At 56.8% G+C, this 25,165-nt stretch carries 31 protein-coding genes and 1 tRNA gene; 17 read left to right on the forward strand and 15 right to left on the reverse strand.

All coding sequences use genetic code 11. From position 1 onward, the window contains the following. Positions 1 to 9 precede the first annotated feature (9 nt). A tRNA-Arg gene (locus ACVWY9_RS06115) sits at positions 10 to 83 on the forward strand. A gap of 17 nt (positions 84 to 100) precedes the next feature. Here the strand turns inward: ACVWY9_RS06115 and msrP are convergent. The 6 genes from msrP to gvpA all read right to left on the reverse strand — a co-directional run bounded on the left by msrP (position 101) and on the right by gvpA (position 4,723). Beyond that, positions 101 to 1,057, reverse strand: coding sequence for a protein-methionine-sulfoxide reductase catalytic subunit MsrP (gene msrP, locus ACVWY9_RS06120; RefSeq protein WP_457387789.1), 957 nt, complete (start codon positions 1,055 to 1,057; stop codon positions 101 to 103). 305 nt (positions 1,058 to 1,362) lie between these two features. Continuing rightward, on the reverse strand, positions 1,363 to 1,782 hold the full coding sequence (locus ACVWY9_RS06125; protein ID WP_011433424.1) for an LptA/OstA family protein: 420 nt from the start codon (positions 1,780 to 1,782) through the stop codon (positions 1,363 to 1,365). 74 nt (positions 1,783 to 1,856) lie between these two features. Then, positions 1,857 to 2,192 (reverse strand): gas vesicle protein, encoded by a 336-nt coding sequence (locus ACVWY9_RS06130; RefSeq protein WP_011433425.1) that lies wholly within the window; start codon positions 2,190 to 2,192, stop codon positions 1,857 to 1,859. A 41-nt stretch (positions 2,193 to 2,233) separates the two neighbouring features. Next, positions 2,234 to 3,118 (reverse strand): gas vesicle protein GvpN, encoded by an 885-nt coding sequence (gene gvpN / locus ACVWY9_RS06135; RefSeq protein WP_011433426.1) that lies wholly within the window; start codon positions 3,116 to 3,118, stop codon positions 2,234 to 2,236. A 79-nt stretch (positions 3,119 to 3,197) separates the two neighbouring features. Further along, complete coding sequence (gvpC, locus tag ACVWY9_RS06140; RefSeq protein WP_457387790.1) at positions 3,198 to 4,229, reverse strand: gas vesicle protein GvpC; 1,032 nt, start codon at positions 4,227 to 4,229, stop codon at positions 3,198 to 3,200. Between the two features lie 275 nt (positions 4,230 to 4,504). Beyond that, positions 4,505 to 4,723 carry a gas vesicle structural protein GvpA gene (gvpA, locus tag ACVWY9_RS06145; protein ID WP_011429717.1) on the reverse strand — a complete coding sequence of 73 codons (219 nt, stop codon included), beginning with the start codon at positions 4,721 to 4,723 and terminating at the stop codon, positions 4,505 to 4,507. Positions 4,724 to 5,027: 304 nt separating this feature from the next. Between gvpA and ACVWY9_RS06150 the strand changes: the two genes are divergently transcribed. The 6 genes from ACVWY9_RS06150 to aroH all read left to right on the forward strand — a co-directional run bounded on the left by ACVWY9_RS06150 (position 5,028) and on the right by aroH (position 8,551). Then, positions 5,028 to 5,348, forward strand: coding sequence for an Hfq-related RNA-binding protein (locus ACVWY9_RS06150; protein ID WP_414415719.1), 321 nt, complete (start codon positions 5,028 to 5,030; stop codon positions 5,346 to 5,348). A 323-nt stretch (positions 5,349 to 5,671) separates the two neighbouring features. Continuing rightward, complete coding sequence (locus ACVWY9_RS06155) at positions 5,672 to 6,355, forward strand: V4R domain-containing protein (protein WP_414330909.1); 684 nt, start codon at positions 5,672 to 5,674, stop codon at positions 6,353 to 6,355. Further along, positions 6,352 to 6,603, forward strand: coding sequence for a hypothetical protein (locus ACVWY9_RS06160; RefSeq protein ID WP_414399553.1), 252 nt, complete (start codon positions 6,352 to 6,354; stop codon positions 6,601 to 6,603). The genes ACVWY9_RS06155 and ACVWY9_RS06160 overlap by 4 nt, the downstream gene beginning before the upstream one ends. A 36-nt stretch (positions 6,604 to 6,639) precedes the next feature. Next, positions 6,640 to 7,098 carry a globin family protein gene (locus tag ACVWY9_RS06165; protein ID WP_041436599.1) on the forward strand — a complete coding sequence of 153 codons (459 nt, stop codon included), beginning with the start codon at positions 6,640 to 6,642 and terminating at the stop codon, positions 7,096 to 7,098. Positions 7,099 to 7,386: 288 nt separating this feature from the next. After that, positions 7,387 to 8,073 (forward strand): V4R domain-containing protein, encoded by a 687-nt coding sequence (locus tag ACVWY9_RS06170; RefSeq protein ID WP_414419025.1) that lies wholly within the window; start codon positions 7,387 to 7,389, stop codon positions 8,071 to 8,073. Positions 8,074 to 8,176: 103 nt separating this feature from the next. Beyond that, positions 8,177 to 8,551, forward strand: a complete 375-nt coding sequence (gene aroH / locus ACVWY9_RS06175; RefSeq protein WP_011433434.1) for a chorismate mutase — start codon at positions 8,177 to 8,179, stop codon at positions 8,549 to 8,551. Between the two features lie 384 nt (positions 8,552 to 8,935). On the opposite strand, the gene ACVWY9_RS06180 is transcribed toward aroH, so the two are convergent. Then, complete coding sequence (locus ACVWY9_RS06180; protein ID WP_414330894.1) at positions 8,936 to 9,337, reverse strand: hypothetical protein; 402 nt, start codon at positions 9,335 to 9,337, stop codon at positions 8,936 to 8,938. Between the two features lie 181 nt (positions 9,338 to 9,518). Here ACVWY9_RS06180 and ACVWY9_RS06185 point away from each other — a divergent pair, with 181 nt between their 5' ends. After that, entirely contained in the window at positions 9,519 to 10,319 is an 801-nt protein-coding gene (locus ACVWY9_RS06185) for a Ycf66 family protein (protein ID WP_414350922.1), read from the forward strand. A 62-nt stretch (positions 10,320 to 10,381) separates the two neighbouring features. On the opposite strand, the gene ppc is transcribed toward ACVWY9_RS06185, so the two are convergent. Then, entirely contained in the window at positions 10,382 to 13,318 is a 2,937-nt protein-coding gene (gene ppc, locus ACVWY9_RS06190) for a phosphoenolpyruvate carboxylase (protein WP_457387791.1), read from the reverse strand. A 173-nt stretch (positions 13,319 to 13,491) separates the two neighbouring features. On the opposite strand from ppc, the gene ACVWY9_RS06195 reads away from it, so the two are divergent. The 5 genes from ACVWY9_RS06195 to ACVWY9_RS06215 all read left to right on the forward strand — a co-directional run bounded on the left by ACVWY9_RS06195 (position 13,492) and on the right by ACVWY9_RS06215 (position 16,669). After that, entirely contained in the window at positions 13,492 to 13,620 is a 129-nt protein-coding gene (locus tag ACVWY9_RS06195; RefSeq protein WP_457387792.1) for a hypothetical protein, read from the forward strand. After that, a complete protein-coding gene (locus tag ACVWY9_RS06200) occupies positions 13,592 to 13,828 on the forward strand; it encodes a hypothetical protein (RefSeq protein WP_457387793.1) in 237 nt (78 codons plus the stop codon). Before ACVWY9_RS06195 ends, ACVWY9_RS06200 begins: the two co-directional genes overlap by 29 nt. A gap of 121 nt (positions 13,829 to 13,949) precedes the next feature. Continuing rightward, the gene (locus ACVWY9_RS06205) at positions 13,950 to 14,144 is read left to right on the forward strand and encodes a hypothetical protein (RefSeq protein ID WP_457387794.1); all 195 of its coding nucleotides are present in this window, start codon (positions 13,950 to 13,952) and stop codon (positions 14,142 to 14,144) included. 26 nt (positions 14,145 to 14,170) lie between these two features. Continuing rightward, positions 14,171 to 15,283 carry a bifunctional diaminohydroxyphosphoribosylaminopyrimidine deaminase/5-amino-6-(5-phosphoribosylamino)uracil reductase RibD gene (gene ribD / locus ACVWY9_RS06210; RefSeq protein ID WP_457387795.1) on the forward strand — a complete coding sequence of 371 codons (1,113 nt, stop codon included), beginning with the start codon at positions 14,171 to 14,173 and terminating at the stop codon, positions 15,281 to 15,283. A 357-nt stretch (positions 15,284 to 15,640) separates the two neighbouring features. Next, positions 15,641 to 16,669, forward strand: coding sequence for a hypothetical protein (locus tag ACVWY9_RS06215; protein ID WP_457387796.1), 1,029 nt, complete (start codon positions 15,641 to 15,643; stop codon positions 16,667 to 16,669). Between the two features lie 114 nt (positions 16,670 to 16,783). On the opposite strand, the gene ACVWY9_RS06220 is transcribed toward ACVWY9_RS06215, so the two are convergent. After that, a complete protein-coding gene (locus ACVWY9_RS06220) occupies positions 16,784 to 17,023 on the reverse strand; it encodes a hypothetical protein (RefSeq protein WP_148202739.1) in 240 nt (79 codons plus the stop codon). A gap of 49 nt (positions 17,024 to 17,072) precedes the next feature. Next, on the reverse strand, positions 17,073 to 17,453 hold the full coding sequence (locus tag ACVWY9_RS06225; protein WP_011433445.1) for an Npun_F0494 family protein: 381 nt from the start codon (positions 17,451 to 17,453) through the stop codon (positions 17,073 to 17,075). A gap of 82 nt (positions 17,454 to 17,535) precedes the next feature. Here ACVWY9_RS06225 and ACVWY9_RS06230 point away from each other — a divergent pair, with 82 nt between their 5' ends. After that, a complete protein-coding gene (locus tag ACVWY9_RS06230) occupies positions 17,536 to 17,784 on the forward strand; it encodes a hypothetical protein (protein ID WP_011433446.1) in 249 nt (82 codons plus the stop codon). Between the two features lie 315 nt (positions 17,785 to 18,099). On the opposite strand, the gene ACVWY9_RS06235 is transcribed toward ACVWY9_RS06230, so the two are convergent. Continuing rightward, complete coding sequence (locus tag ACVWY9_RS06235) at positions 18,100 to 18,930, reverse strand: DUF1350 family protein (protein WP_011433447.1); 831 nt, start codon at positions 18,928 to 18,930, stop codon at positions 18,100 to 18,102. 311 nt (positions 18,931 to 19,241) lie between these two features. Between ACVWY9_RS06235 and ACVWY9_RS06240 the strand changes: the two genes are divergently transcribed. Then, a complete protein-coding gene (locus tag ACVWY9_RS06240) occupies positions 19,242 to 20,297 on the forward strand; it encodes a TauD/TfdA family dioxygenase (protein ID WP_457387797.1) in 1,056 nt (351 codons plus the stop codon). A gap of 200 nt (positions 20,298 to 20,497) precedes the next feature. Then, a complete protein-coding gene (locus ACVWY9_RS06245) occupies positions 20,498 to 20,680 on the forward strand; it encodes a hypothetical protein (protein WP_414342619.1) in 183 nt (60 codons plus the stop codon). Between the two features lie 89 nt (positions 20,681 to 20,769). On the opposite strand, the gene ACVWY9_RS06250 is transcribed toward ACVWY9_RS06245, so the two are convergent. Genes ACVWY9_RS06250 through crtE form a run of 4 tightly spaced genes read right to left on the reverse strand, consistent with a single transcriptional unit; the run spans position 20,770 to position 23,745 of the window. Next, positions 20,770 to 21,612: a SirB1 family protein gene (locus tag ACVWY9_RS06250; RefSeq protein WP_414350903.1), complete on the reverse strand. Its 843-nt coding sequence runs from the start codon at positions 21,610 to 21,612 to the stop codon at positions 20,770 to 20,772. A gap of 45 nt (positions 21,613 to 21,657) precedes the next feature. Further along, positions 21,658 to 22,275 carry a hypothetical protein gene (locus tag ACVWY9_RS06255; RefSeq protein WP_457387798.1) on the reverse strand — a complete coding sequence of 206 codons (618 nt, stop codon included), beginning with the start codon at positions 22,273 to 22,275 and terminating at the stop codon, positions 21,658 to 21,660. 43 nt (positions 22,276 to 22,318) lie between these two features. Next, positions 22,319 to 22,801, reverse strand: a complete 483-nt coding sequence (locus ACVWY9_RS06260) for a divergent PAP2 family protein (protein WP_414328881.1) — start codon at positions 22,799 to 22,801, stop codon at positions 22,319 to 22,321. Positions 22,802 to 22,851: 50 nt separating this feature from the next. After that, the gene (gene crtE / locus ACVWY9_RS06265; RefSeq protein ID WP_414328882.1) at positions 22,852 to 23,745 is read right to left on the reverse strand and encodes a geranylgeranyl diphosphate synthase CrtE; all 894 of its coding nucleotides are present in this window, start codon (positions 23,743 to 23,745) and stop codon (positions 22,852 to 22,854) included. A gap of 243 nt (positions 23,746 to 23,988) precedes the next feature. On the opposite strand from crtE, the gene hemE reads away from it, so the two are divergent. Next, positions 23,989 to 25,089: a uroporphyrinogen decarboxylase gene (gene hemE / locus ACVWY9_RS06270; RefSeq protein WP_457387799.1), complete on the forward strand. Its 1,101-nt coding sequence runs from the start codon at positions 23,989 to 23,991 to the stop codon at positions 25,087 to 25,089. The last annotated feature ends 76 nt before the right edge of the window (positions 25,090 to 25,165 follow it).

Below are 25,165 nucleotides of genomic sequence, written 5' to 3' on the forward strand. Positions count from 1 at the left end.
AGTTGCATTGCCCACGTAGCTCAGTGGACTAGAGCACTGGGTTCCGGTCCCAGGTGTCGGAGGTTCGAATCCTTTCGTGGGCGTCTTCAGGCATATAAGTTCAGCCATATAAGTGGGCAACATACTCTCCGTACCCGTTGTAGGGCAAGGTGGGAACGATTTGCCACTGGGAACGGGATCCGAAACCAATCAAGACTTCCTGCTCCTGTGACCAACGGGGGTGAGGCACTCTGGGATCCACATTGGCCTCAAATCCATATTCCCCAGGGGCGAGGGTATTCCAAAACGTGGAGGGTTGACGGGCCAAAAACTCGATTTTGACGATGGATTTTCCCCCCTTAAAGCCATACTTCCAGGGAACTACCATGCGAATTGGCGCTCCGTGCTGTTTGGGCAACGGCTTGCCATAAACGCCGAGGGCAAAAAAGGCCAACTCGTTGGCCATTTCCTCGATCCGCAACCCTTCCGTGTAGGGCCAAGGCAAGTTGGGGGGCCAGATCGGGCCAGGCATAATTTCCGGATCGTAAAAGGAAGTGAAGCGGACAAATCGAGCCGTCGGCAAAGGATCCACCCGTTCCAGCAACAGCCGCATCGGAAAGCCCAACCACGGCACCACCATCGCCCAGGCTTCCACACAGCGAAAGCGATAGATGCGCTCTTCGAGGGGGAAGTTAAACAGATCTTCCAGGCCCAACCGCTGAGGATGCCGCACCAGCCCGGTAATCTCGACAGTCCAGGGATCCGTGGGCAAAGCCTGTGCAGCCCGCCAGACGCGCTTTCCGGAGCCAAACTCGTAAAAGTTGTTGTAACGAGCAGCTACAATCTCCTCGGTGACGGGCCTGCCCACATCCGAAAAGTGGGGGTTGAGTGGGATCCCCCTCAGCTCTCGTTCTACCGAGGGAGCAGCTCCCCTGCTGCCAAACCCAAAAATAGAAAAACTGGCTCCCACCCCAACGGATCCCAGTTGCGCTAGAAATTGCCGCCGGCTGAAAAACATCTCTTCTGGAGTGACCTGTGCCTCTCGTTGCCAGGGGTGAGGAACTCGGATCCCGAACATCCATCAGCCATCCTTTGATTCAGAGTCAGGGAAAAAGTCTGCCGCCCGAACTACTACATCCTAAACGGATCTAAGCCGACATTCCCCGAGCTCGTTTCCAGCGCTGCCCCATGTGTAGTCATTTCAAATGTAGTCATTTCAAACAGCAATGAAACGATTTGTTATGTCTGTCCCTGGCTCCCCTCTCCTTTTGAGAGAGGGGTTGGGGGTGAGGGAAACCCTGCAGGCTGGGATGATCGGTGACGAAATCACGGTATAGCCGTGTTGGCTGAGTCCGTGCTGCTGGAAAAAAGTGTGGGGATCAGCTAAGGACTTGAGCTGGGCTCCGGCAAAACGTAGATGGACTCCACTTGCCGCCCTGCCGATGGCACTGCCTGGATGGTGCCCTTGTCGATGTGGTAGATGACTTTCTCCGCTTGCAACTGATTCTCCCCTTGGTTGATGATGACTTGGCCCTCCAGCTCAATGCGTTGCTCCTGGCTGTAATACACAGCTCTTTGGGCACGGGCCGTCAGCCGCTCGGCAGGAAAACTGAGGGTGACATTGCCGATGGCCGTAAAAACCCCTGTGTTGGCGTTGGCCTCCTGCACATCGGCGCTGATGCTGATGGCACGGGGATTCTGACCCCAAGCCGGGATCCCAAGGGCCAGCACCACACCCACAGCCCAGCCCAGCGTCCCTAGCCGCTGCCAACCCTTCCGGTCAAACGCCATCTCCAAAGCCATGCCCCATCACCCCGTCAAACCACCCCAGCAGCCAGTCTAGCCCGTCAATCCAGGTCACAATGGCGGGGGGCAGCCTATGGGTCCGTTCCCTTTCCCCCCTGGGGCAGAGCTTGGGCAAGCTGTCTTTCCAATTCGGCAACCCGCTGCATGAGCTGTCGGTTGGCTTCCAGCAGCTCCCGCGCCTGGCTGTTGAGATACGGATCCGACTCCCACCAATTGATGCCGATCTCCTTGGCCTTATCCACCGAAGAAATCAGCAGGCGAATGCGCACATTCAGCAACTCCACATTGCCCACCGAAACGGTGATGTCTCCGGCGATCACAATGCCCTTGTCCAGCACCCGCTCCAGCACATCGGCCAGCGAGGAGCCATGAGTAGCCGTGGTCAAGGGTTGAGAGCTAATCGGCACAGGGTTAATCGACCTCCAAAGTGTACCAACAGGCAAAAGACTCAGCCAGGCAGTTGGTCTAGCAGATAATTCAGCAGCTGGGATCCCTCTTCATAGCGCTTGCCGGCTCGCGGCAACAGCACATCCGCACACAAAGCGCGAAAATCGGCATTCTCTTTGCTGACCGCCAGCTCATGTTCCTTGACAATGCGCCCGATCATCAAACAACTGCGCAGGCTGGGGTGGCGCGTCAGATCCAACTTGCGGCGAAAAGCCCGCACAATGTGGACGATCTTGAGGGCGTCGGGGCCGGATAAGCCTATTCGCGAGGTGAGAATCTCCTTTTCGGTCTCGATGTCCGGCTCCCCCATATCGATGGTGATCATCCGATCCAGCAGCGCATCTTGGGCCCTGTGAACCCCGGTATATTCCTCCGGGTTAGAGGTAAAAATGGCCCGGAACTGGGGATGCACCCGCAGATATTCCGAGCGGTTGCTGTCCGGCGGCAACACCAGCAGCCTCTCCTCCAAGGCACTCAGGAGAGCATTGTTGGCCTCAGGGCGGGAGCGATTGAACTCGTCGTAGATGAGGGTAAACCCCTCTCGGCAAGCCAAGGTGAGGCGGGCATCCACCCAGCGCTGCTGCACATCCTCCTCCGTCTTCACCACCGAGTGAATGAAGTTGTCCACCACCCGCCGATGGGTAAAACCGGTGCGCCCCCCGATGAGGTCGGAAGAATCGAAGCGGTCATCCCCATAGATCAGCATGATGGGGCGGCCCAGCAGGCTGGCCAGATGCATCGCCAAAGTGGTTTTGCCCGTACCCGAAGGCCCCCGCAAATGCACCGCAAAGCCCGATTGCAAATAGCGCAAAGCGCGGCGGGTAATCCGCTCAATGTAGGGGGTGTTCACGAACTGGCGGGGACGCGCCTGCAGAACCGTGGCCATGGAGATACTCAACCTCTTTGCTGCCCTAGACTCCTTTGCCTTGACTATAGCCCGGATGTTCTTCCTGCGCTCGGCACAACTAAACTGCGACCGTCCCCGACACCATGCGCCGCAGCGTAGCCAAGATTTCCGAGGGATCCAACCCCAGATCCACCGCGCCGCGGGCCAACAAATCCCGCACCCGTTCCCGATCCCCAATTACCTGCAGCAGGGTCAAGTTGGGATCCTGCGCTTGTAGATCACTCACATACTTGTTGACATAGTCAAGGATGGGATCCACCTGTTTCTCAACAGTAGGCGGAACTTCAGGGGGTTCAGGCGTTATTAAACCCTCCGAGGGCTGGGGCTGGGGAACAGAGACGGGAGCAGGCGGCTCCACCGGGGCTTGGTCTTCGGCTATGGGCGTTGAGTCAGAGGCAGATATTGGCGCCTCACCGGCAATCTCAACGGAACTGCCAGAACCTTCACCGGAAATGGAGACCTCAGGTTCTGGGGCGAGGACAGGGATCCCATTGCCCCACACCTGCTTATGCAACTCCGCCCGGAAAGTGGCCAGGGATCCCCGCAGGGCCTGGGCCTGGGCTTGCTGTTCCTGAGCCATCTGAGCCAGCTCCTGTCGAGCCATTTGCCGGAGAGCCTGTACCCACTGCCGCAAATCGGCGCAAAAAGACTGCCGCGCTTGCTGAGTTTTGTCGGCCATCGCCTGCCGAGCCTGCGTATAGGTGCTCAGCAAATGCTCCACAGCCGCAGTCAAGTTAGCCCGGAAAGCCTGCAATTGCTGCCGGCTGACTTCCAATTGAGCAGCCCGTTCCCGCTCCAGGCAAGCAAGACGCTCTGCCACCGACTTGGCCCGCTGAGCCGCCGCTTCCGAACGGGAGCATTCGTCCAGGGATCGCCTCACAGCCCGCTCCTGCCTCAGTTTCTGCAATTGGCTGCGGGTTTGCTCCGTCTGGTGCCGTATTGCTTCTTGTCGTTGCTGGCGGCGCTGCCCCAGCTCAACCATCAGGGCTTGGTGCTGCTCTAGGCGCTGCTGCCGGGATCGGCTTAACAAACTTCGATTCTGAGCCACCCGCTGGCTGCGGGCCATGGCCCATTGTTCCTGCAAACTCATGATCTCCAATCCCTCACGTCGTTTTCAATGCTTGGGTGGATACAGCTTCTCTGCCTGTTCCCAACTGGATGGCACTGCCAACCTGTAGCTCAGTGCGGCTGCAAGACTCAATCCTCGAACAAAACCCGCAGAAGCAAGGCAGAGACCGGCGGTGGATCCCTGCCTCGCTTTCCGAGAGCCTTCACAGCGGCCAGCTCCAGACCCCCGCCCAAGACCCATGACCCGTCAAACCATCACGGTATTGAAGGCAAGGGGATTGAGTGATTGGGCCAGATTTAGACGGCAGGAGCAGCAGCAGTAGCCGTCAGACCCACAGCCTCAGCGTACTTCAGGTAGGTTTCCACGGAAGCCACAACGACGCGGGCTTCAATGGCCAACAGCTCGATCCCAACCAAAGAAACCCGCACCCAGGCATCGACAACGATACCTTTGTCCAAGATGCGATCGATCACTTCGGCCAAGCTGGACGAGGAGTTCACTTTCTCAACTGCCATAACGATCTCTCCTGCACTGATACTGCTGATACTGATGAGGGTTGAAAAGGACAGACAACTCGGCGGCAAAATGGCATGTAGAAGGGATCCCAGCTGAGGATTCAGCTTCCCTAGGGCGACAGCCGCACCCTCTATCACCCTAGCCCTATTGTGCTGGCTTTTTTCGGGGAGAACACCCGTAGATTCGCTTAAAAAAGACGGCGAACTCGAAAGGTTTACCGCTTTTCTAAGCGCCATCCCCCCTACATAGTACTCGCCAGCAGAAAAAATGGGCAAAGATGAGGGCGAGTTTTGAGCCCAAGTTGTGGAAGTGTGGTGGAGGGGCAGTGGGAAGCGGCAGGGATCCCCTATACTGGGGGCAGTGGGCTTGCTGACATACCGTTTCTCGCTGGCTGATAGGGCTGTCGTGACCGATTTCAACACCGGGATCCCGAGCGTGCGTCGCCTGCAGAAGGTCATCAAGGATCGGGAAACCCTCGAGGTCAAACTCAATACCGGAGATGTCTTCGTCGGCCAGTTGCGCTGGCAGGATCCCGATTGCCTCTGTTTAGCCGATGCCGAGGGGCGGGAGTCGCTGCTGTGGCGGTCTGCCATTGCTTTCATCAAGGTCAGGCCTCAGTCTTAAGTACTGCTCCGGATCCCTGTACAGCTCTTCTTCCCAATTTTTGAATAAATCTTTACAACAACTCAGGGCTTTTCTGTCTCCCTCTGAGGGCAGTTTTCTCCAGTTGACCCACTCCTGCTGGGTTTTTGGAGCGGTTGACTACCCTGCCGTCGCCCTGAGTCTATCCCAAAGCCGTCCCCCATTGCTCCGCAACGCTGTTGCAACTGCGTCAGCGGGCCGTAGGCCTTGAGGACGAGGCTTTAGACCCAGTTTTTTGGTAAAAATGCCAATTAAGAAGGGTATGATAAGGAGTGTTAAAAAATCTGATCTCTCCTCACCCAACCATGACGACTGCCCCCATTGAGATACCTCTTCAGCCTGCCGCCCAACGGCATAACCACTACAGCCGCGAAGACTTTTTTCGCTTTGACCTCTCCCAGGGATCCCTTGTGGACTGGACGGGTGCCCGCAATGTCTTGGTGAGCGAAGACTTTATCCTGGGTTTACAGCAGGGCCTGGAGGAAGAAGTGGGAGATGCCTCGGCTTCTCTGATGTACACCATTGGCCGAGAGTGGGGACGCAACGATGCCCTCCATTTTTCCCGCTGGTTTGAGGAGGAATATCGGCGCCACCCCAAGCAGAGTAATCTAATGTTTCTCTTGGAAACCTGGTGGTGGCCTCTGACCTCCCAAGGATGGGGGCGCTGGGAGGTGGAGACCGAGAGTCGGCGGCAAGGGTTTATTTTCATCAACCTCTTTGACTCCGCCGTGGCCCGCACCCTGGGGGATGTCGGTAAACCTGTCTGTCATCTTTACGCCGGATTATTTGCCGGCTTTTTTAGCACCATGGTGGAACGGCAGCTCAACTGCATCGAGATCCAGTGCTATTCTATGGGGGAAAGCTACTGCAAGTTTTTGCTCGGCAGCAAAGATCGCATCGATGCGGCTGCCTTCTGGCTGAACGAAGGGGCCAGTGCTGGTGAAATTGCCCAAAAATTGCGTTCAGGTCAGGGAGTAGCTAAGGCATGACCTGGAAGATTGCTTTAGAAGATTCGGTGCAGAGCTTTTTTGCCCGTCTAAATTGGGATAACCGCCCCCTACAGATGCGCTCTCTGCCAATGCCTTTTCTGCAAGTGCGGGAGCATTTTGGTTCCATCCCCTGGGCGGGGGATCCCCTGAGTTTGGCTGCGCATTCTCTGGGATCCCTGTCGGCAGCACCAGAACCCGAGCCGGCAGAAGAACAGATCACCTTGGCAGATCTGTTCAGCTTGTTTTGAGTCTCCTAGCACCCACTGACATCCGGAAGAAGCGAGATGGTAAGCCCCTTGGAGCAGATGCTGATCGAGTCGGAAGCCCGCTACCTCAAGCCAGAGGAGCTGGAGCATCTGAAGGCCTATGTTCTCGGCTGGCCAAAACGACAACATGTGTACCGAGTTTTGCGGGAACGGGAGAGCCAGGTGGTGAGCAAAACCCTAGATGCCCTGCAAAAAGAGATGCCCGACCTTTCCCCCCAAGTGTTGGATCTGTGCCGGCGACACCTGCTGTTGCTGCTGCGTCACAGCGCTATGGCCATGTTGCTGCAGGACGAAAACCTCCTGAAAGAGCGGCTGCTCGAGTGGATGGAGGAAGAGGTGCGCCTGTACGGGCTGCAGAGGGTTTATGAGGTTGCCTATCGGATTTTCCAGCAAGAGCTGAGAGACCATTTGGCTCCTGGAGAGTTGGAGTTTATCCGCCCCTTAATCACCCAGGTACAGGTGGCCTTGCTGTTTTAGAGCTAGATACTTTTTTTAGAGCTAGATACTTTTTTGCTTTTTGCATTTTTCGGTGCTAGAGCGCTCTATCTCAACTAGCCGGAGACTTCAGTGTCGTTGGAGTTAATGTTAGCGTTGTAGTAAATCTGCCCAAGGGGTATTCAATTGCTGGAGGGATCGCCATAAGATTTGGAGCGTAAACAACCGTTCTCCCAGCTCAACAACCAACGAACTGTCAACTGCACCCTGCTCCTATTTGGATGCTTAAAGCTCAATAACGACTTGGATTGGATAACCAGGGGATCCCTTATGACCGGCACTAGCTCTATCTCCAATGGCTCAGTCACCTTTGATCCCTACACGCCCGTTTTGGCCAACTACTACACACCCAGCGCTTATCTGCGAAGCGATTTGGAATCGGGCTTACTGGAAAGTCGCCACGGTGAACGTCTCTTGGCCCTTCCAGAAGCATTGCTGCGGGGCATCTACACGGGCCTGGAATACGAGACTGGCCAGGCTGCTCGTTTGGTATTGCGCAACTGTGGTCGGATGTGGGGCAAGGAGTTTTTCCGCCGTTTTGCCCAAGAACTCTCCGACTACTACCAGAAGCCTTTGGCCGAGCTGGAGATGGGCCTTTTCCTGCAAAGTCTGAGACAAGCCTGGAAAACTCATGGCTGGGGATTGATCGAGATCGACTGGACTTACAAAGATCAGGGAGTCCTGGTGGTGTCGATTCGCAATTCTCCCTTCGCTGCTGTCACCCCTCCCCATTTCAAGCGGCCGATGGGCTTTTTGGAGGCAGGGCTGTTGGCCACCTGGTTTAGCCAGCTAACCGGCCAGGATTTGCTCTGCGTGCAAACTGCCAGCGAGGCTTTGGGAGCAGAGAGCAATTTGTTTGTCGTGACCGCTGCTGCCCGCCTCAAAGAGGGAGAAGCCTGGGTGGACTCCGGCCTCAGCCACGAGCAGATCCTGGAAAAGCTCCTGCAGCCCAGCTAGGCGATGGGGGCTGGTTTTCCCCAGAGGGATGGGATCCCAACAGGGATGAGTCTGTATAATTTTCTGGAAGCAAGGCGAGCTCAAGCGCGCGAGGGTGTGGCCATTGGGGTGGCGAGTCAGAGCAATTCGGGGAGCCATCACCGTACCTACAAACAGTGCCGAGGCCATTGGCGCGGCGGTGGCTGAGCTGCTGGATACGCTAGAGCACCGCAACGCCCTCGATCCGGCTGAACTAGTCAGCGTTATTTTTTCCGTTACCCCTGATTTAAATGCAGCTTTTCCCGCCCAGTTTGCTCGTCGTCGCCCCGGTTGGGAGTCGGTGCCTCTGTTGGATGTGCAACAGATGGAGGTGAGCGGCGACTTACCCCGTTGCATTCGGGTTTTGATCCAGTTGAATACTCCCCTTGCCCAAGCTGATATGCAGCATGTTTATCTGCGAGGTGCCCGCGAGTTAAGGCCAGATCTCAGCACTGTTTGATCGATCCATACAGCACCAGCACAGGGTTGACACTCTCACCGACTAAAGTCGGGGGATTTCTACACTGGAGGTGGGACAGTCTGTTGCCATGGGCAACATGGGGCATGATGGATCCCGGATTTGCCCCGCTTATTCTGGGGGAAAAGAATGGCTTAACTCAAGTTGATCCGGGTCGTATCACTACTGATTTGGGAAGGCGCAGAACATCCAGATTCACTCATAGACTTACTTGGACTTACAGTCATTTTAAACAGGTATGAAACATTTCCATCCAGCTCCCCTTTCTTTTTGGGAGATGGGGTGATGGCAGCGGCACAGAGCACTTGGGGGGCTTCTCAATTAGCTTAAAATGACTCTACTTAAGATAAGAGTAGATCTGAGAGCTCAAGGAGACAGCTTTTCTCGCAGACGGTTTTCCCACTGTTGCAGTTGCTCTTGGCGAGCGGCCACCTCTGCTTCGCGACGGCTCAGCTCTTGGCTTTGCCGAGTCAAGGATTGCCGCCAGCTTTCAATCTCCGACAGATCCACCAGACTGTGGGTTCGGGATAGGTTGTGCAACATCTCCACCAGCTTCATGGCTGCCTCTTCCACCCGCCGTACCTGCCGCTCTTCCGAAAGCTCAACCAGCAGCAACACCCCAATGTTGTAAGGGCCAACCTCTTTGCAGGTGACCCCTTCTGGCTTGCGCAGCGGCATCCAAACCCCGTCCTCGGCCTGCCGGGCCAAGAGCTGCAGCTCCCCCTGGCCGAAGAGACTTTTTTTGTGTACCCGTGCCAGATACAGCATGGAACATGCAGGAAGATGCTGCCGATTTTAGCACCGATCCCTTTTATTGAAGAGGGATCCCGTCCCTACACCCAAACCTGGGTTTTGTTGTCCGTGCCACCAGGAGGATCAATGCTAGGATCGGCTGTGGAATGGATAAGGCTCAACGCTCTCCCGTCTTCATCGTTTAGGGATCCCTGGCATGTTTCTCACCCAAAGCCCCTACTTTTTGATGGCAGCGCTGGTGGCGATTGCCAGTGGAGCCATCTTCGCGGTTCGGTTCATCAAGCGCGAGGCCTCCGCTGAGTACGACGTGATTTTTGCCACGATGGGCCTGATCTATTCCGTCTGTTTGCTCTTGGAAGGTCAGCGGCTCATTCCGTTGCTGTTCTTTGCCCAGGTGCTGTTGGCGGTGATGGCCGGCTGGTTTGCCCTCGAAACTTTCCGGTTGCGCATCCTCTTGAGTGAAAAGGCACGGCAGGTGGGCGGGGCTCGTCCGACTACTCGGCGGCAAGGCTTTGTCCGCACCTATCCACCGGGCGGCTATGCCCAAGGGCGCACGGTTTCCACCCGGGCTGAGGGATCCCGTATTCGCGACACCTCCTCCACCCGCTCCATTCCCGAAGGCAGCGCAGAGCCGAGCCGTCGCCCGCGGCCCCAACTGACCAGCGATACCCGTGTGCGTCCCCGCCGCCGACCCGAAGGGGATGAGTATTACGAGGAGCCAGGGGTCCGCCCGCGTCAGGATACGGACTACGATGAACCAGCACCGCCGCCAGAGGCCCGCCGCCCCCGTCGTCCTGCCACCGAAGAGTATCCAGAGGATGTGGATGTGCAGGAAGAGCGCAGCACAGGTACAGCTACCCGCCGCCGTCCCCCACGGCTGCCCCAAGACCAAGGGGAAAGCTACGCAGATGAACCCCCCCGCCGTCCTTCCCGCCGCGTTGTCGAAGTAGAGCCAGTAGAGGTGGAGCCAGAAGAGTATGATGACGATCTGTTCTGATAGGCTCTCAATGCCGATCTGAACTTGATAGAAGCAGCGCCAGGGTCAATTAGTCGGATCCCTCAGCCTGTGTTGCGCATCCCGGCGGCAATGCCGTTAATGGTAAGTAAAGCTCCACGCAGAAGTTCAGCTCGGTCGTAGCGTGTTCGTCCGGTGCGGGATCCCTGACGCTCTCGCAGGCGCTTGAGGAGGGAGACTTGGATAAAGCCGAGGGGCACAATAGAGCGGTTGCGCAACTGCACCGAGCGCTTCAAATAAGGGTCGTTCTCCAACAGTTCGCTGTGACCCGTAATCTGCAGCACTATTGTGCGGGTGCGGTGCATTTCTTGGGCAATACACTCAAACAGCTCCATCGCCCGCTCTAGACGTTCTGGAGAGCTCATCTCCCGCACGTAGTGACGCGCTATTTGCAAATCCACCTTGGCCAAGGTCATCTCCACTTTGGAGATCACCATGCGGAAGAAAGGCCATTCGCGATACAGGTGCTGCAGGTGGTTGAGGTTGTGCTCGCCCTTGGCCACGTATTCCTGTAGGGCGGTGCCAACTCCATACCAGGCCGGCAGGAGAAAGCGGCTTTGCGTCCAACTGAATACCCAGGGAATGGCCCGCAGGGATCCGATGTCTTTTTGGCTACCGCTGCGGCGGGCGGGACGGGAGCTGATCTGCAGTTGGCTGATCTCTTCAATGGGGGTGACCTCGTGGAAAAACTCCACAAAGCCCTCCTGCTCGTAGACCAGGTTACGGTACACCTGCCGGGAGCGCTCCGCCAAGGATTCCATCAGGCGCGACCACTCGTGCAGATCGTTGGGGTAGGTGCGCAGTAGGCTGGCCTGGATCACGGCGCTGGTGACGGTTTCCAGGTTAAAAATGGCCAGATCCTGGAGGGAATACTTGGAGGCCAACACCTCTCCCTGTTCGGTAATTTTGATGCGGCCCCCCACACTGCGCCCTGGCTGAGCCAAGATGGCCTCGTAAGCCGGGCCCCCTCCACGGCCCACCGAACCGCCCCGGCCATGGAAGATCTGCAGCTTCACCCCGTAGGATTCGGCCACCGTCTGCAGGCGTTGTTGAGCCTTGTAAATCTCCCAGTTGCTGCTCAAAAAGCCGGAATCTTTGTTGCTATCGGAGTAGCCCAGCATCACCTCCTGTAGATTCCCCTGCTGAGCCAAGTACTGGCGATAGAAAGGGATCTCCAGCAACTGCCGCAAAACTTCCGGGGCCCGCTTCAGGTCTTCGACGGTCTCAAACAGCGGCACCACCGCCAGGGATCCGCGACCGCTAATGGGATCGTAGAGACCCACCTCCTTGGCCATCAGCAGCACCTCCAACAGGTCGCTTAACTGGCGGCTCATGCTGATTACATAGGTTTGGCAAATGGCCAGGCCGAATTCCTGCTGCATGCGGCGCAGGGTGCGAAAGGTGGCGATCAGCTCTGCTGTCTTATCGGAAAAGGCAATCTCCAGCGGTATCAGAGGCCGACGTGTTTGTAGCTCCTGCAGGAGAAAGGCGGTTTTTTCCTCTTCCGTCATCTCGCTGTAGGGGCGCGGCAAAATGCGCAGGTACTCGAAAATCTCCGTGAGAGCGGCTTCGTGGTAGCTGCTGTCTTGGCGGATATCCAGATGGGCCAGGTGAAAGCCAAACACCTGTACCTGTTGAATGAGATGATCCAACTGACGGCAGGAAAGGCCGCTGTTTTTCAAGCTTTTCTGGATAAGCTGCAAGTCGGCCAGAAATTCTTCTGCGTTGGCATAGGCGTTGTCCATGGGGGGAGGGGTGGGCAAACAAGCGGAGTCGGCCAAGTTGCGATTGCGCTCCCGCGTCAACTCCAGCCGCCGCTGAATGTAGCTGAGCTTGAGGCGGTAGGGCTCCTGGCGATATTGCAGCGAAAACGATTCGTAAACCTCAGGCATGAGGCGGTGATCCTGCTCAAGGGCATCCAGCAGTTGGCTGTCCACATCCCCCCAGTGCAGGGAAATGCTCAGGGTTTTGGTGAGAGCCTTCACCGATTCGATGTACTTGCCCAGGATGAGGTTGCGCTGATAGCGGGCCGTTTGCCAAGTCACATCGGCGGTAACGGAAGGGTTGCCATCCCGATCCCCGCCTACCCATGAGCCGAAGTTGCAAAATCCTGCCGGCGGCGGCTCGACGCTGGGAAAAGCTTTTTTCAGGCTGCGGCTGAGGTACTCGTGCAGCAGGGGGATGGCCTGAAACAACACCTCTTCAAAATAGTGCAAGGTGTAATCGACTTCGTTCAAAACAGTCGGCTTGGACTGATGCAACTCGTCGGTACGCCACCAAAGCAAGACTTCTTCCGCCATCTGTTCTTTTATCATCTGGGCCTGCAAAGGCTGGGTTTGTTCTGCCCAATCCAGTTGGCCGAGCAGGCGAGAGAAAGCTCGTTGCTTCTCGCGAATGGTGTGGCGGACGATCTCGGTGGGGTGGGCGGTAAAAACCATGCGAATGTGCAACTGCTCCAGCAATCTGCGCAGTAGGCCCGGCGGCACCCCTTGAGCCCGCAGGTAAGGGAACAGCCGTTCAAATTTTTCGTTTTCTCGCACGGTACGTTGTTGGCTATCCACCATGCGCATGTCCGAGTCTTCTGCCCGTTCGTAGTGCTGTTCAACAATGTTGATCAACTGGAAGAAGAGGGCAAAGGCCCGTGCCGTTTGGATGGTGGCGTCGAGGCTGAGGTACTCGATAATTTGTAGTACCTCTGGGATCGGGTACTCCAGGGCTTGTCCTTCTGGGGAACACATGGAACGCAGTCGCTGCAACAGATCCACCAGAGACTGACCGCACTCCTGCAGGATCACCGATTCCCAGAGTTCTTCCACCAATTGCAGGCGACGGTTCAACAGGTTGTTCCTGCGGTTGAAGGCTTCGTTGACTTGAAGGGAATGGGCCAAGGGATCCCGTTCCCCAAACAGGGATGCCTCCTTCAGCCCGTTGGCAGAACCCGCTGCCCCCTCTGCAGCGGTCAGGTGGGGGGAAGAGGTCATGAAGGCAGCTCCTAGAATAACCATCCCAATATTAGAGCCTGTTTGTCGAAACGGCAGATGTAGCAGGTATCACGCTCAGATTGCGGTCTTCTCCGCGTCGGATTTTGTAGTTGAGCCTACAAATTGCAAGAAAAAAGTGTTTTACCTTGCCGCAATACCGGTCTAACGCCTTGTTGGCAGGAGTTCTGGTGGCTGCCACCCTGTTTATCAACGCACATCTGCTGGATCCCGACCAGGGATTGGACAAAATCGGGCAACTGGGTTTTCACGTCGGTGGGGGATTTTTGTCTGCCGGCGGATGAGGCGGGGATCCGCTCAGGGGTGACCACGGTGGTGGAGGCGGGGATCACCTTCCCGGCGTTTTGTGCAACGGTGGCGTCAACTGCCCAGACGCGGGTTTATGCTTTGATCCTTCTCTGCTCTACATCGCCACTGCGGATTTCATCGCCCATCGCCTCAGGCTGGCTGTGGATTGGAAAAATCAAGATCTGGATCGGGCCAGAGCAGTGATCGAGACCCATCGCCAGGTGGTGGTTGGCCGCAAGGCTCGTCCCACCCTCAAGCTGGGAGAGAGGGAATCACCCACGCTCACTTCCGCTCTGATTCTTGGCGAAGAATATGCCTGCCGATCATGATTCATCTGGGCCGCTTCCCGATGGATGAGGTGTTGGATCCCTCAGATTTGTTGGATCGCCTGCGTTCGGGAGAGATTGTCAGCAACGAACAAAAGGCCCGTGCCCGCGACTACGCATTGCAGGTGGTAGAGCTAGAATCCAAGGCAATTGCAGCTTTCAACCGCAAGTTGGCAGCCTTGTCACCGGCTTGAGCCGCTCTGGAGCGGATGCCCATTTTATGATTTCGGATCAGCAGTGGATGGAACGGTGTCTATCCCTGGCCCGTTCCACACCTCAGCGTCCCTCTCCCAATCCACGGGTGGGCTGCGTGATCGTGCAGGAGGATCGGGTGGTGGGAGAAGGCATTCATCCGGGGGCAGGGCAGCCTCATGCCGAGGTGTTGGCTCTGCAACAGGCGGGATCCCTGGCCAGAGGCGCAACGCTCTACGTCAACCTGGAGCCCTGCAACCACTATGGGCGCACTCCCCCTTGTACCGAGGCCATCCTGGCCGCCGGGATCCGGCGGGTTGTGGTGGGGATGCAGGATCCCAATCCCTTGGTGGCCGGCAAAGGGATCCGACGCCTGCAGGAGGCGGGGATCGACGTGACGGTGGGAGTGCTGGAGCGGGAGTGCCAGGAGCTGAACGAGGGGTTTGCCTTCGCCATTGTGCGGCAACAGTGTTTCGGCCTGCTGAAATACGCCATGACCCTGGATGGCAAGAGCGCCGCCGCCACCGGCCACAGCCGCTGGATCAGCAACCCTCTGGCGCGGCAGTGGGTACACCAACAGCGGGCCTGGCATGATGCCGTCATCGTTGGATCCCGAACCGTTTGGCAGGATAACCCGCGCCTCACCTGTCGCCTGGCGGAGTTGCAGGGATCCCAGCCGTTGCGGGTGGTCCTCAGCCGTTCCCTGAACCTACCTCCCGTCGCCCATCTGTGGCAGGTGGAAGAAGCGCCGACGTTGGTGATCACAGAAGCTGTGGAAACCCATCCTTTGTGGGGATCCCTGGCCAAGCAGGGGGTGGAGCTGCTGCATCTGCCCCAAGTAACCCCCTCGCGGGCGGCACAGGTGCTCTTTCAGCGGGGGTGTCTGAGTGCCCTCTGGGAATGCGGGGGCACGCTGGCCTGGGCAGCCCTCAAAGATGGGGCGATCCAGAAAGTAGCCGCCTTCATCGCTCCCAAGATCCTAGGCGGAGCCGCTGCGCCAACCCCGGTAGCAGGCGAGGGGATCCCTGATGTAAACCAGAGCTGGCAACTGGTGGAGCCCCGGCTGGAGACCTTGGGGGATAACTGGTTGATCATCGGAAAGATCTCCTCTTCAGTTGGCCACAGTAACCTACTAAAGTGACCAGCTTTCGATTGCCATACAGGGAGCTTCAGGTTTCTGAACGAACAGGCTGATATCTGTTCAATGTAAATGGATATACTCATCAGAAAAACACGGCATTTCTGCAAAGTGGGGTTCAGAATTGAGCTCAATTGTGCTAGGCTGGTCAATGTTTTGGGGGGGTCAATTGACGTTTTGGTAAGGTCAGCAAAATCAAGCTGTAGGGATCTATCGAGATTTTCCTAAGGTGAGCCTTGCAAATGGCAACGACGAAGACTCTAGCCTCTTTGTCCAGCCCTTCTTTGCTTGCCCAGTGAGCGGCTTGAAAGTCGTCCTATCTCACTTTCAAGTACAAATCCCAGGATAAGGAAGGGCATTGTGTTGAATCTTTTTGCCGGCCTGCTGTTTGCATCCGCTTTCCTCAGCCCCTCGGGAAACGTTGTTATCGAAGGGGATTCGGGGGAATGGGTTTTCGCCGATCATCAAGCTCTGGAAGGGCTTACTCTAACCCTTCTCACACGGCCCGGAGAGAGCTTGGCCTCTTGGAGAGAGATGCTCTCCGTCATGGACGTTCATGTCGAGGGATCGCCGCGCTTTCTTGCCAACCACATGCGGGACAACCTCCTGGCCAACTGTCCCCAAACGACTTGGGAGTTTCATCGGGAGAGCGAAGAAGATGTGCTCTACGAGTTCCGCAGTGCTGGTTGCCGTGGGACGGTGAGTGGAGTTGAGGAACATGAGATTGGCCGGATCACCCGAGGCCCGCGCGGCAGTGTGCGCATTGCCTACGCCGCCAAGCCCCAGATGATGCCTGAACTGCGCAGCCGCTGGCTGAACTTACTGGGCAGCGAGGTGGGGACAGCTCAGGGTTTTCCCATTCGCAACCTCAGCGGGGCGATTGCACAGCCTTCTTCCCCGGTTTCGGAAGCCCCAACCGCAGAGCGGCAGATCGCCCGGTGGCTGCAGGAAGCAACCGATGCCCTGAAGCAGCAGGAAGATTTGCTGGCCGAGCTGGATCGCCTAGGTCAGGAAGCGCAGGCGGATGCCCGTGCCTACAGCCAAGGAACCCCCAAAGAGGCGGGGCTAAGGACAATCGGCCTGTACCGAGGTCGGGGGGACAGCAGCCCTGGCGAGGCCACAACCGAGTTCAAGACCACCGACACGTTGATCTGGGCCATCTTGCCAGTGGGCAACCTTCCTGTCAACGCCAAGGTGGAGATGCTCTGGTACTACGAGGGCGGAGAAGCCGGGGGCGAGCAACTGATCCGCAGGCTAGATGTTCCCTGGGATCCCGGCGACACGGTGCAAGGCTATTTGAGCTTCAGCCAGCCCTACACCGGCCGCTACCGCGTCGAGATTCATGTCAACGGCGAGAAGGTGGGAGTTGGCCGCTTCACAATCCAATAGTCTCCTGCAAGAAGTACCCCTCCTACGGGGTTACACAGGCTTGGGGGTGGACAATCTCCATCACCAACTCCGACGGGGTGAAGACTGTTGTGCTGGGATCCAGAGGGGGGCTTGCTATCCTCGACGGGTTCTGCTGACAGGCCTGGCTTTGAGGTTGTAGATAAGGCTGGTGCGGTATTGCAACAGCAAATTGCGCAGATAAAGGGGCAAGTTGCGTCGGTAGAGGGAGCGGGTTTTGCGGTAGATAGACTTGCTGCGCCGGTTAATTGCTTGGCTGCGCCGCTGCAAAGAGGTTTGGAGTGGACGTTGGAGTGCCAGGGATCCGGGCACACGCATCAACCTTGGCCGTACCATATCCCCCCTCGAGAGCGGCGTTGAACGTTGGATCCAGTGTAGGGGATCCTCAGGGAAGCAGCCGCCAGCGGGTCAGCCTATTCTGCAGGTGGTCTGCCCAGCTTGCCGAGATCCCGGCAAAAGCTTCATCCCTCTCCAGATCTTGCAGCAACTGCCGACCCAGAGGTGCCAGACGATACCGATCCGTGATCCCCTGCCCATCCACTTCCCGCCGCAACAGCCCTACCTGAATCAGCCACATCAGCTCCTGATCCACCCGCATTTCCGATAACGGGCGTCGGCTGTAGCCCGCTTGAACGCCGGCCCAACCTGCAATCTTCGCTGGTGGGATCCCTTTTGTGCTCATGGCCTGCAGCAAGGGCAACCGAAAAGGGCTGCAAATCCAGGCACGCCAAGCCCTTCTGTACACTGACTCAGAGTCATGGAGCATGAGGGACAAGGGGAGTCCTTATGTTCTTATTCAATTCTGTCAATGGCCGTTGAGCAGCAGGCTTGTTACAATAAATTACGATATGTTGATCATCCTTGCCATTGTTGTCCTCCTGGGATTCTGGGCGCTGCGCTTGATGGAGCAGGCTTTTCAGAGTCAGGAGTTCTCGCGCATGTTGGCAGGGACACTGGTGGCTGTGGCTGCCGGCGGCGTCTTGACCTGTTACTTTCTGATGAGCGATACCCTTCAGATGTTGTTTCATCTGCAAGCGCAGTCCCCCTCTTCCTACTCTCAAGATCTGCTCTCCGATTTGAGCTGGCTTGATCAGTAAATGGGCGGTCATGAGCTACACCAATGCAGTAGCTCCGCTAGCGAGGTTGTGACGCAGCTTTTATAGTCGTTTTAAGCCGGAATGAAACATTTCCATCTAGCTCCCCTCTCTTGCTGGGGGTAGGGCGGCAGCGGAGAACGCTTAGGGAGTGTTTCAATCTAGTTTGAAATGGAAGGCCAAAGTATCTGGGGTTATGGCATCCTCCTGCATCCGCAAGGATGGAGTAGCAAGACCTGCCGCCCGCTTGCCAACAGTGAGCGGGAGAAATCCTGCAAGCTGTGAAAAAATCCGTTGACTTGAGCCGTGGGAAGAATGTCAATGGGCCAATTGGGTTGCCAGCCAGGCTCGGATGCTTCGGATCATTTGGTGGTTGGGGGCCAGTAGGTTCTGGTAGATCAACTGTCCAAAAGCATCGATGGGGCTGAACTCCTCCCCGACTTGGAAAGGATAGCTAAAACCCAGTGGAGTGAGGTGATCCCCCTCGAGATGCTGCCACTCGGTGTGGCCTTGATACTTGCGGCAAAGCTGCTGGTAGAGCAGAGGAATGTCGTCAATATCATCCTGTCGAAATTCCACAAGCAGGTTGTTTCTAACCGGATACTGCTCCTCAATTAAGCGGTTGGTTTCTGTCGGGGAAGGCTCGAACTCCAACCACAGGTTCACAGGCGGCGAGGAGGATCCCATCCACATCCGCCACAGATCGGCGAGCTGTTGTTGAGGCCAAGCTTGGGTCAACAGCCGCAGCAATGGCAAAGCCCGATCCAACCCGGCATTGCTGTAGGCCAGAAAAATATTGCCTCGCCGACGGGATCCCAGAGAAGGAACGGCTAGACAAGAGAGGATCTGCAACTTACAGCCCAGGCTATGACCCAAGCCAAACAGAGGCAACTCCAGCAAACCCTTGCTTTGCAGGCTTCTGTGCAAAGATTGGGCTGCGTTGAGCGCCAGTTGGGCGTGATCGATATCGGTGGTGTAGGGGGTGGCAACAACGGCCATGCCCATACGGGCCAGTTCTTCCAGCAGGCGGCTGTAGAACACTTGCGGGGCAGCTCCCACAAAAGCTCCACCCAGAAAGTGAACGACGGCGCGGGGTTGAGGGGGCAGAAGGAACCAAGTATGCCCATCGGTTTGCCAAGTTGGTGCCATGGTGTTGCAACCTCGCCTGCGATTTTGTTGGAGCTTTTCCCACAACCCGGCAGATCCCACTTGCCCACCTCACGCCGGTTCCCTGCGCTGGCCAGCCCCTGGAACTCATCCTAATGGACATCTTGCCCAGACATGGGGATCCCCAGTTAACTTCTGATGCAGCAGGCAAAACTCTGCCCCGCCTCAGACTGAGGTTCTAGCACCGAAGGGTAGTGCGCTACACTCGCCGAGATTGGGTTTTGAGTGTAGGATCCCTGCTCAAAAGTTGCTGTGGCTGCTATGACTAGGGCAGTGGGTGGTGAGGGATCGTGATGAAGACTTCACAGCTTGCAAAAGGATGCCTGCTGATCGATTGTCGGGGCTTTGATGAAAAGACGATAAACCTATTTTTGGCGCCTGGGCCCGATCCCTACCGGGAAACAGAGGAATTTCTCCTGGACTGCGAGATGCGGGCAGATGAGCTGCCCCGACATTTGCGGCGGGCCTTGCTGGAGTTTCAGTTGTATTCCAATTCGGAAGGGATCCTGCTGCTGCGGGGCTTGCCCGTGGATCCCGGACTAGACCATACCCGCACACCGGCTCTGGCGCAGCGCTCTAAGGAGAAAACCACTTTTGTCAGCGAACGCTGCTTGGCAATGATCGGCAGCCGCTTGGGGCATTTGGTCTCCTACATCCAAGAAAAAAACGGGGATTTGTTTCAAAACTTGGTGCCTACTCCCGACAGCGAAGAAGTGCAATCTTCCGAGGGATCCCGCACTCGGCTACAGTTTCACCGCGAGACGGTTTTTCATCCCCACTCACCGGAGTTTTTGCTGCTGTTTTGCCTGCGCCCCGACCATGATCGTGTGGCGGAAACCACCTACGCCAGCATCCGTCATGTCCTGCCTTTGCTGGGAGAGCGCGATCGAGAGCTGCTGTTTGAACCCCTGTATCGCACTGGCATCGACTACTCCTTCGGCAACCGGCAAGCCCTGATCAATGGACCCATTTTGCCGGTGCTGTATGGCCGTCGAGAGGATCCCTTCTGGAACTACGACGAAGACCTGATGGTGGGGCTCACCCCCGAAGCCAGTCTGGCTCTAGAAGCCCTGAGGAAGGGAATCCACGCTGTCTACCGAGGCATCAAGCTGGAAACAGGGGATCTGCTCTGTATTGACAATCGCCGCACCGTTCACGGACGGACTGCCTTCTCTCCCCGCTACGATGGCTTCGACCGCTGGATCCAGCGCTCATTTGTGGTGCGGGATCTCGGCCTTTCGGCAGGGGATCGCCATCCCGGTGAGCGCATCATTCGCACCGCCTTCGCAACAGATGATGAGGCCCAAGCTGCCCTCAATGGGGAGCAGGTCTGTCTCAGAAGATCCTGAGAAGTTCGCAGACTTCAGCGCCATCCATAGCTCAAGTCCGTAAAAGTACTATTGGCGATTTCCCCGAAAGGGTTTGGATGAGTCGCCCCAGATTCTGATGTCAAAATACGTGATCCTCACGATGGCTATCGCAGAGCGTTTCCAGCATTCTAGGCTTATGAGCCAAAGCCATCAATTCTTCTCACGATTGCGAGGTTAAGATGAGCATTCGCCAGATCATCGATGAGGTTTTACAATCTTCGGTTTTAACTCTGCAGCAGGAATCCAGCATTAACCAAATCCTCTGGGAAAAAAACTATGATCTATCTGATCTAGAGGCTTTAGATAAGCTGGTGGAAGCCATTTTGCGCCAAGAGGTAAGGGCTGCTTCCGATCCCTGCTAGAAACCTAGCCTTGCTTGCAAACGACGGCAGATCTTGCTCAAAACTTACACACTTACACAACGCACAACTGAGAGCAATTGTGCATGCTCCTAGCATGAGTCGGGATGAGATTCCAATCTCTCGACAATTTCCCGGATTAAATGCTCATCAGAGCGATTGATCTCGGGGTGGAAAGGCGCCTGTTTTAAGTAGCGCTTGAGATCCTGGCAGGCTTGCTGCCAACGGCCCAACTGATAATACAACAGCCCGCGATCCCTTAGGTGGGGCAAGGATTCAGGGATCAACAACAAGATCCGTTCCGCTGCTGCCAAAGCGGGTTCCAGTTCGGCGCGGCTCAGATAAATTTGCTTGAGGTTGTTGAGCAAGCGTACCAAGATCAGGCGGGGAGGGGTGGGGCGTAGGTGGTGTTCTTGGAAAGGGATCCCAGGCCCGTAGATTTGCGACAAAAGCTCTTGACAATCTTCTGGAAATAAAATCTCCCCCTGCTGAAAGGGATCCACAAAAATCTCGGCGCCTGCAAACAGGGGCCGGATTAAAAAGTGGCCGGGCATGCCCACTCCTGCCATGGGAAAATCGATCCGCCGCGCCAGCTCTAGATAGATCAGCGACAGCGTAATCGGGATCCCGGTGCGCCGATCGATCACTTCGTTCAAAAAGCTGTTGCGTGGGTCGTAATAATCTTCGCGATTGCCACGAAAGCCCAGATCCTCAAAGAGATAGTGATTCAAGATCTTGATGACCCGCAGGGGATAACGCTCCGGGGGAAGGCGCTCTTGCACCTCTGCGGCCATCTCATCCAGAGCGGCCACATACTCTTCCACCTCCAGATCGGGATAGGCTTCTTGGGCAATCCAGAGGGCCGCCCGACCCAGATCGATGGGCTCCGATTGGATTTCAAGGGCAAAGCGTTGACGGGCAGCAGGAATGCTCATGAAATGTTAAATATTAAATATTGAGGTTCTTTGCAAGGATCTCGGTTAAAACAGCAACGTGCAGAAGCTGGTCAACAGCAAGGTCACCGCCGTCAGGAGCAGGCTAAAGCTCCAAAGCCGCAAAGCGGCAAGCAGCAGGATCCCGATCACCCAAATCAGCAGAGCATTCCAATAGGGTCGGTTGGGGGCTTTGGACACATTAATTTTCTGGAAGAAGGGCAGCAGGATGAACGATACATCCAACAACAGGCGCGGCAGCCGCAAATTGTCCGGCAGCGGCAGATCTCGCACCGCCAAATAAAGCAGCCCCCAGCTCAACAAAAGCGGGATTAGGAGCAGATAGTTGGATTCGGCCAGCAGGGGTCGATCCACCACCAGCGGAAACAGAGGGCTGATCCCCCAGAGCAGATAGAGGTAAAAGTTGAAGTTCAGCAGCGGCTGTAGCAGAGGGGGCACCTTGAAGCGTTGACCTTGGGATCCGATCCCGTTTACCTGAGCTGCAATTTTCTGGCCCAGGGATCCGCCTTTTTGAGGGGTTTGCGCTGCCGGGGCCGCCCGCCAACCGCAGTGGTCACAGTAGGGAGATTTGAACCGGTAGGCTGGGATCGGCTTGCCACAGGAAGGGCAACGTTGGATCGGACGAGGTTGAGAACTGGAAGCCATGACCACCCCGCGGTACTTCTGCCTTAGCATGCCCCAATGGCTCTCAGTTTACTCCCAGGGCAAACGACAATGTAATACAGGCTGCCCCCAAAGCCGCGCCGGCCATGACCTGCACGGGAGTGTGCCCCAGCAATTCTTTCAGGTAGGGTTCTGGAAAACGGTCGGCGCCCTTTTCTTCAAACCATTCTTCCAGGAGGCGATTCAGCACCCGCGCCTGTTTTCCGGCGGCTTGGCGGATCCCCGCGGCATCGTACATCACCACCAATGCGAAAACCACCGTCGCGGCAAACAGCAGGCTGTCCCAGCCTTCCTGCATCCCCACCCCAATGGACAAAGCCGTCACCAACGCTGCGTGGGAGCTGGGCATTCCCCCGGTTTCCACCAAGACTCGCAGGTTAACCTTGCCTGACCGCACATAGGAAAGGATCAGCTTGATGGCTTGGGCCAACACACTGGCCAGCAAAGCAACCCAGAGGACATGATTGGCCATCAACTGTTGCAGCATACGGCTCTCCAGCACAGACATGCGAGCAGGGTCTCCAGGGATCCCATCTGATCTTGTCCCCTTGTCCTGTCCTAATGCTGACGGCGAGTGATGAAATCTGCCAGAGCCAGCAGCGGCTCTGCCCGCGATCCATAGGGGCGCAACGCTTCCTTGGCCGATTGAATCAGCTCCTCGGCTTTTTGCCGGGAGGCCTCTAGGCCCAACAAGCTGGGATAGGTGGCTTTGGCGGCAGCTTGATCCTTGCCTGCCGTTTTGCCCAGTTGCTCGCTGGTGGCGGTGATGTCCAAAATGTCGTCCACAATCTGAAAGGCCAAGCCAATATCGCGGGCGTAGCGGCTCAGGCGGTCCAGCAGCTCCTCATCTCCCCCCGCCAGGATCCCTCCCGAAACCACCGAGACTTCCAATAGAGCGCCGGTTTTGTGGCTGTGAATGTACTCCAAAGTTTCCAGGGAAATGGCTTTGCCCTCCGACTCCAGATCCACCACCTGTCCCCCCACCAAACCGGTTGCCGCCACAGCATGGCCAATGCGGGCGATCACCTGTAACACCAACTGCGGCGGTACCCCCTGAGTTTGGCTAGCAATGTGCTCAAAGGCAAAAGCCAGCAGAGCATCTCCCGCCAAGATGGCAATGTCTTCGCCGAACACCTTGTGGTTGGTGGGTTTGCCGCGGCGAAAGTCGTCATTGTCCATGGCCGGCAGATCGTCATGGATCAGCGACATGGTGTGGATCATTTCCAGGGCACAGGCGGTAGGCAGAGCCTGCTCCACAGTGCCGCCGGCCAACTCGCAGGCAGCCAGACAAAGGATCGGCCTGAGGCGCTTCCCCCCTGCCAATAGGCTGTAGCGCATCGCCTCGTAAATGCGCTCCGGATAGGCGGGAACCAAAGCTGCAGAGAGAGCTTCTTCCACCTGTTGCTGACGCTGGCTCAGGTATGCTTTCAGGTTAAAGGTTTGGGCAACCAAGCGGGGTTTCCTCTCAACTCGGCAATGGGGGGATCCTTGTCGAGCCGTTCTTCAACAGACTTGTCAGGTGTCATTATCTCATGTTCACTTTAATTGGGGATCCCAGCCCAGAGGCCAAAAGGGTAAGAAGTAACAGCAAGTTGCAGCCGATGAAGAAACTGCAGGGATCCTGAGCCGCCAACTTGCGGTTGCTGTCGCCACAATGTCAGGATTCATAAGGATCTTTAGCCGGATTGCCCTCCTATGTCCCACTCGCCTGTTCAGCTCAGCGCCACCTCCTCCACCGCCAGCGGTGCGGAGCACTTGGGTGACCGTTTGCTGCGGGCGGCCCGAGGGGAAGTGCTGGAGCGCCCTCCAGTTTGGATGATGCGCCAGGCGGGTCGCTACATGGCGGCCTACCGCGAGCTGCAAAGCAAGTACACCTTTAAGCAGCGTTGCGAGATCCCGGAGCTGGCCGTCGAGATCTCGTTGCAACCGTTTCGGGCCTTTGCCCCTGATGGGGTGATCCTGTTCAGCGATATCCTCACCCCCCTTGAGGGCATGGGGATCCCTTTTGAGCTGGTGGAGCATCAGGGGCCGATCATCGACCCGCCGATTCGTTCGCAAGCCCAAATTGAACGCATCCGCCTCCTGGAACCGGAAGAAAGTCTGCCCTTTATCAAGACCATTCTCAGCACCCTGCGCCGCGAGGTGGAAGGGAAAGCAACGCTGCTGGGGTTTGTCGGCTCCCCCTGGACTCTGGCCTGCTATGCTGTGGAAGGGCGCAGCTCCAAAGATTACGCCCACATCAAAAGCTTGGCCTTTACACAGCCGCCATTGCTGCATCAGTTGCTGAGCAAGCTGGCCGACAGCATTGCCCGCTACGTGATCTACCAGATCGAGGGCGGTGCCCAGGTGGTGCAGTTGTTCGATACTTGGGCCGGACAGCTCAGCCCAGCCGATTACGAGTGTTGGGCCTTGCCCTACCAAAAGCAAATTGTGGATCAGGTGAAAGCTCGGTATCCGCAGGTGCCACTGATCCTCTACATCAACGGCAGCGCCGCTTTGCTGGAGCGGGTGGGCAAAGCCGGCATCGACGTGTTCAGCCTCGATTGGATGAGCGACATGGCAGAGGCCAGGGCTCGCCTGGGATCCCTAGCGGTGCAGGGCAATCTGGATCCAATGGTGTTGCTGGGATCCCCGGAGTTCATCCGGCAGCGCACCCTAGAGGTGATTCGAAAAGCCGGATCCCGTGGACACATCATGAACTTGGGCCATGGCATCCACCCAAGCACTCCAGAGGCCAATGTCCATCACTTTTTCGAGACGGTGCGCCAGTCGGCAGAGCTGATACATTTACGCTGAACACTGCTGAACATCACTGTTCAACTATGCAGCGATAGCATTCTGTTTGTTTCCATTCGCGTTAGCGGGACGGAGT

It is taken from the genome of Thermostichus sp. OS-CIW-31 (assembly GCF_054060305.1).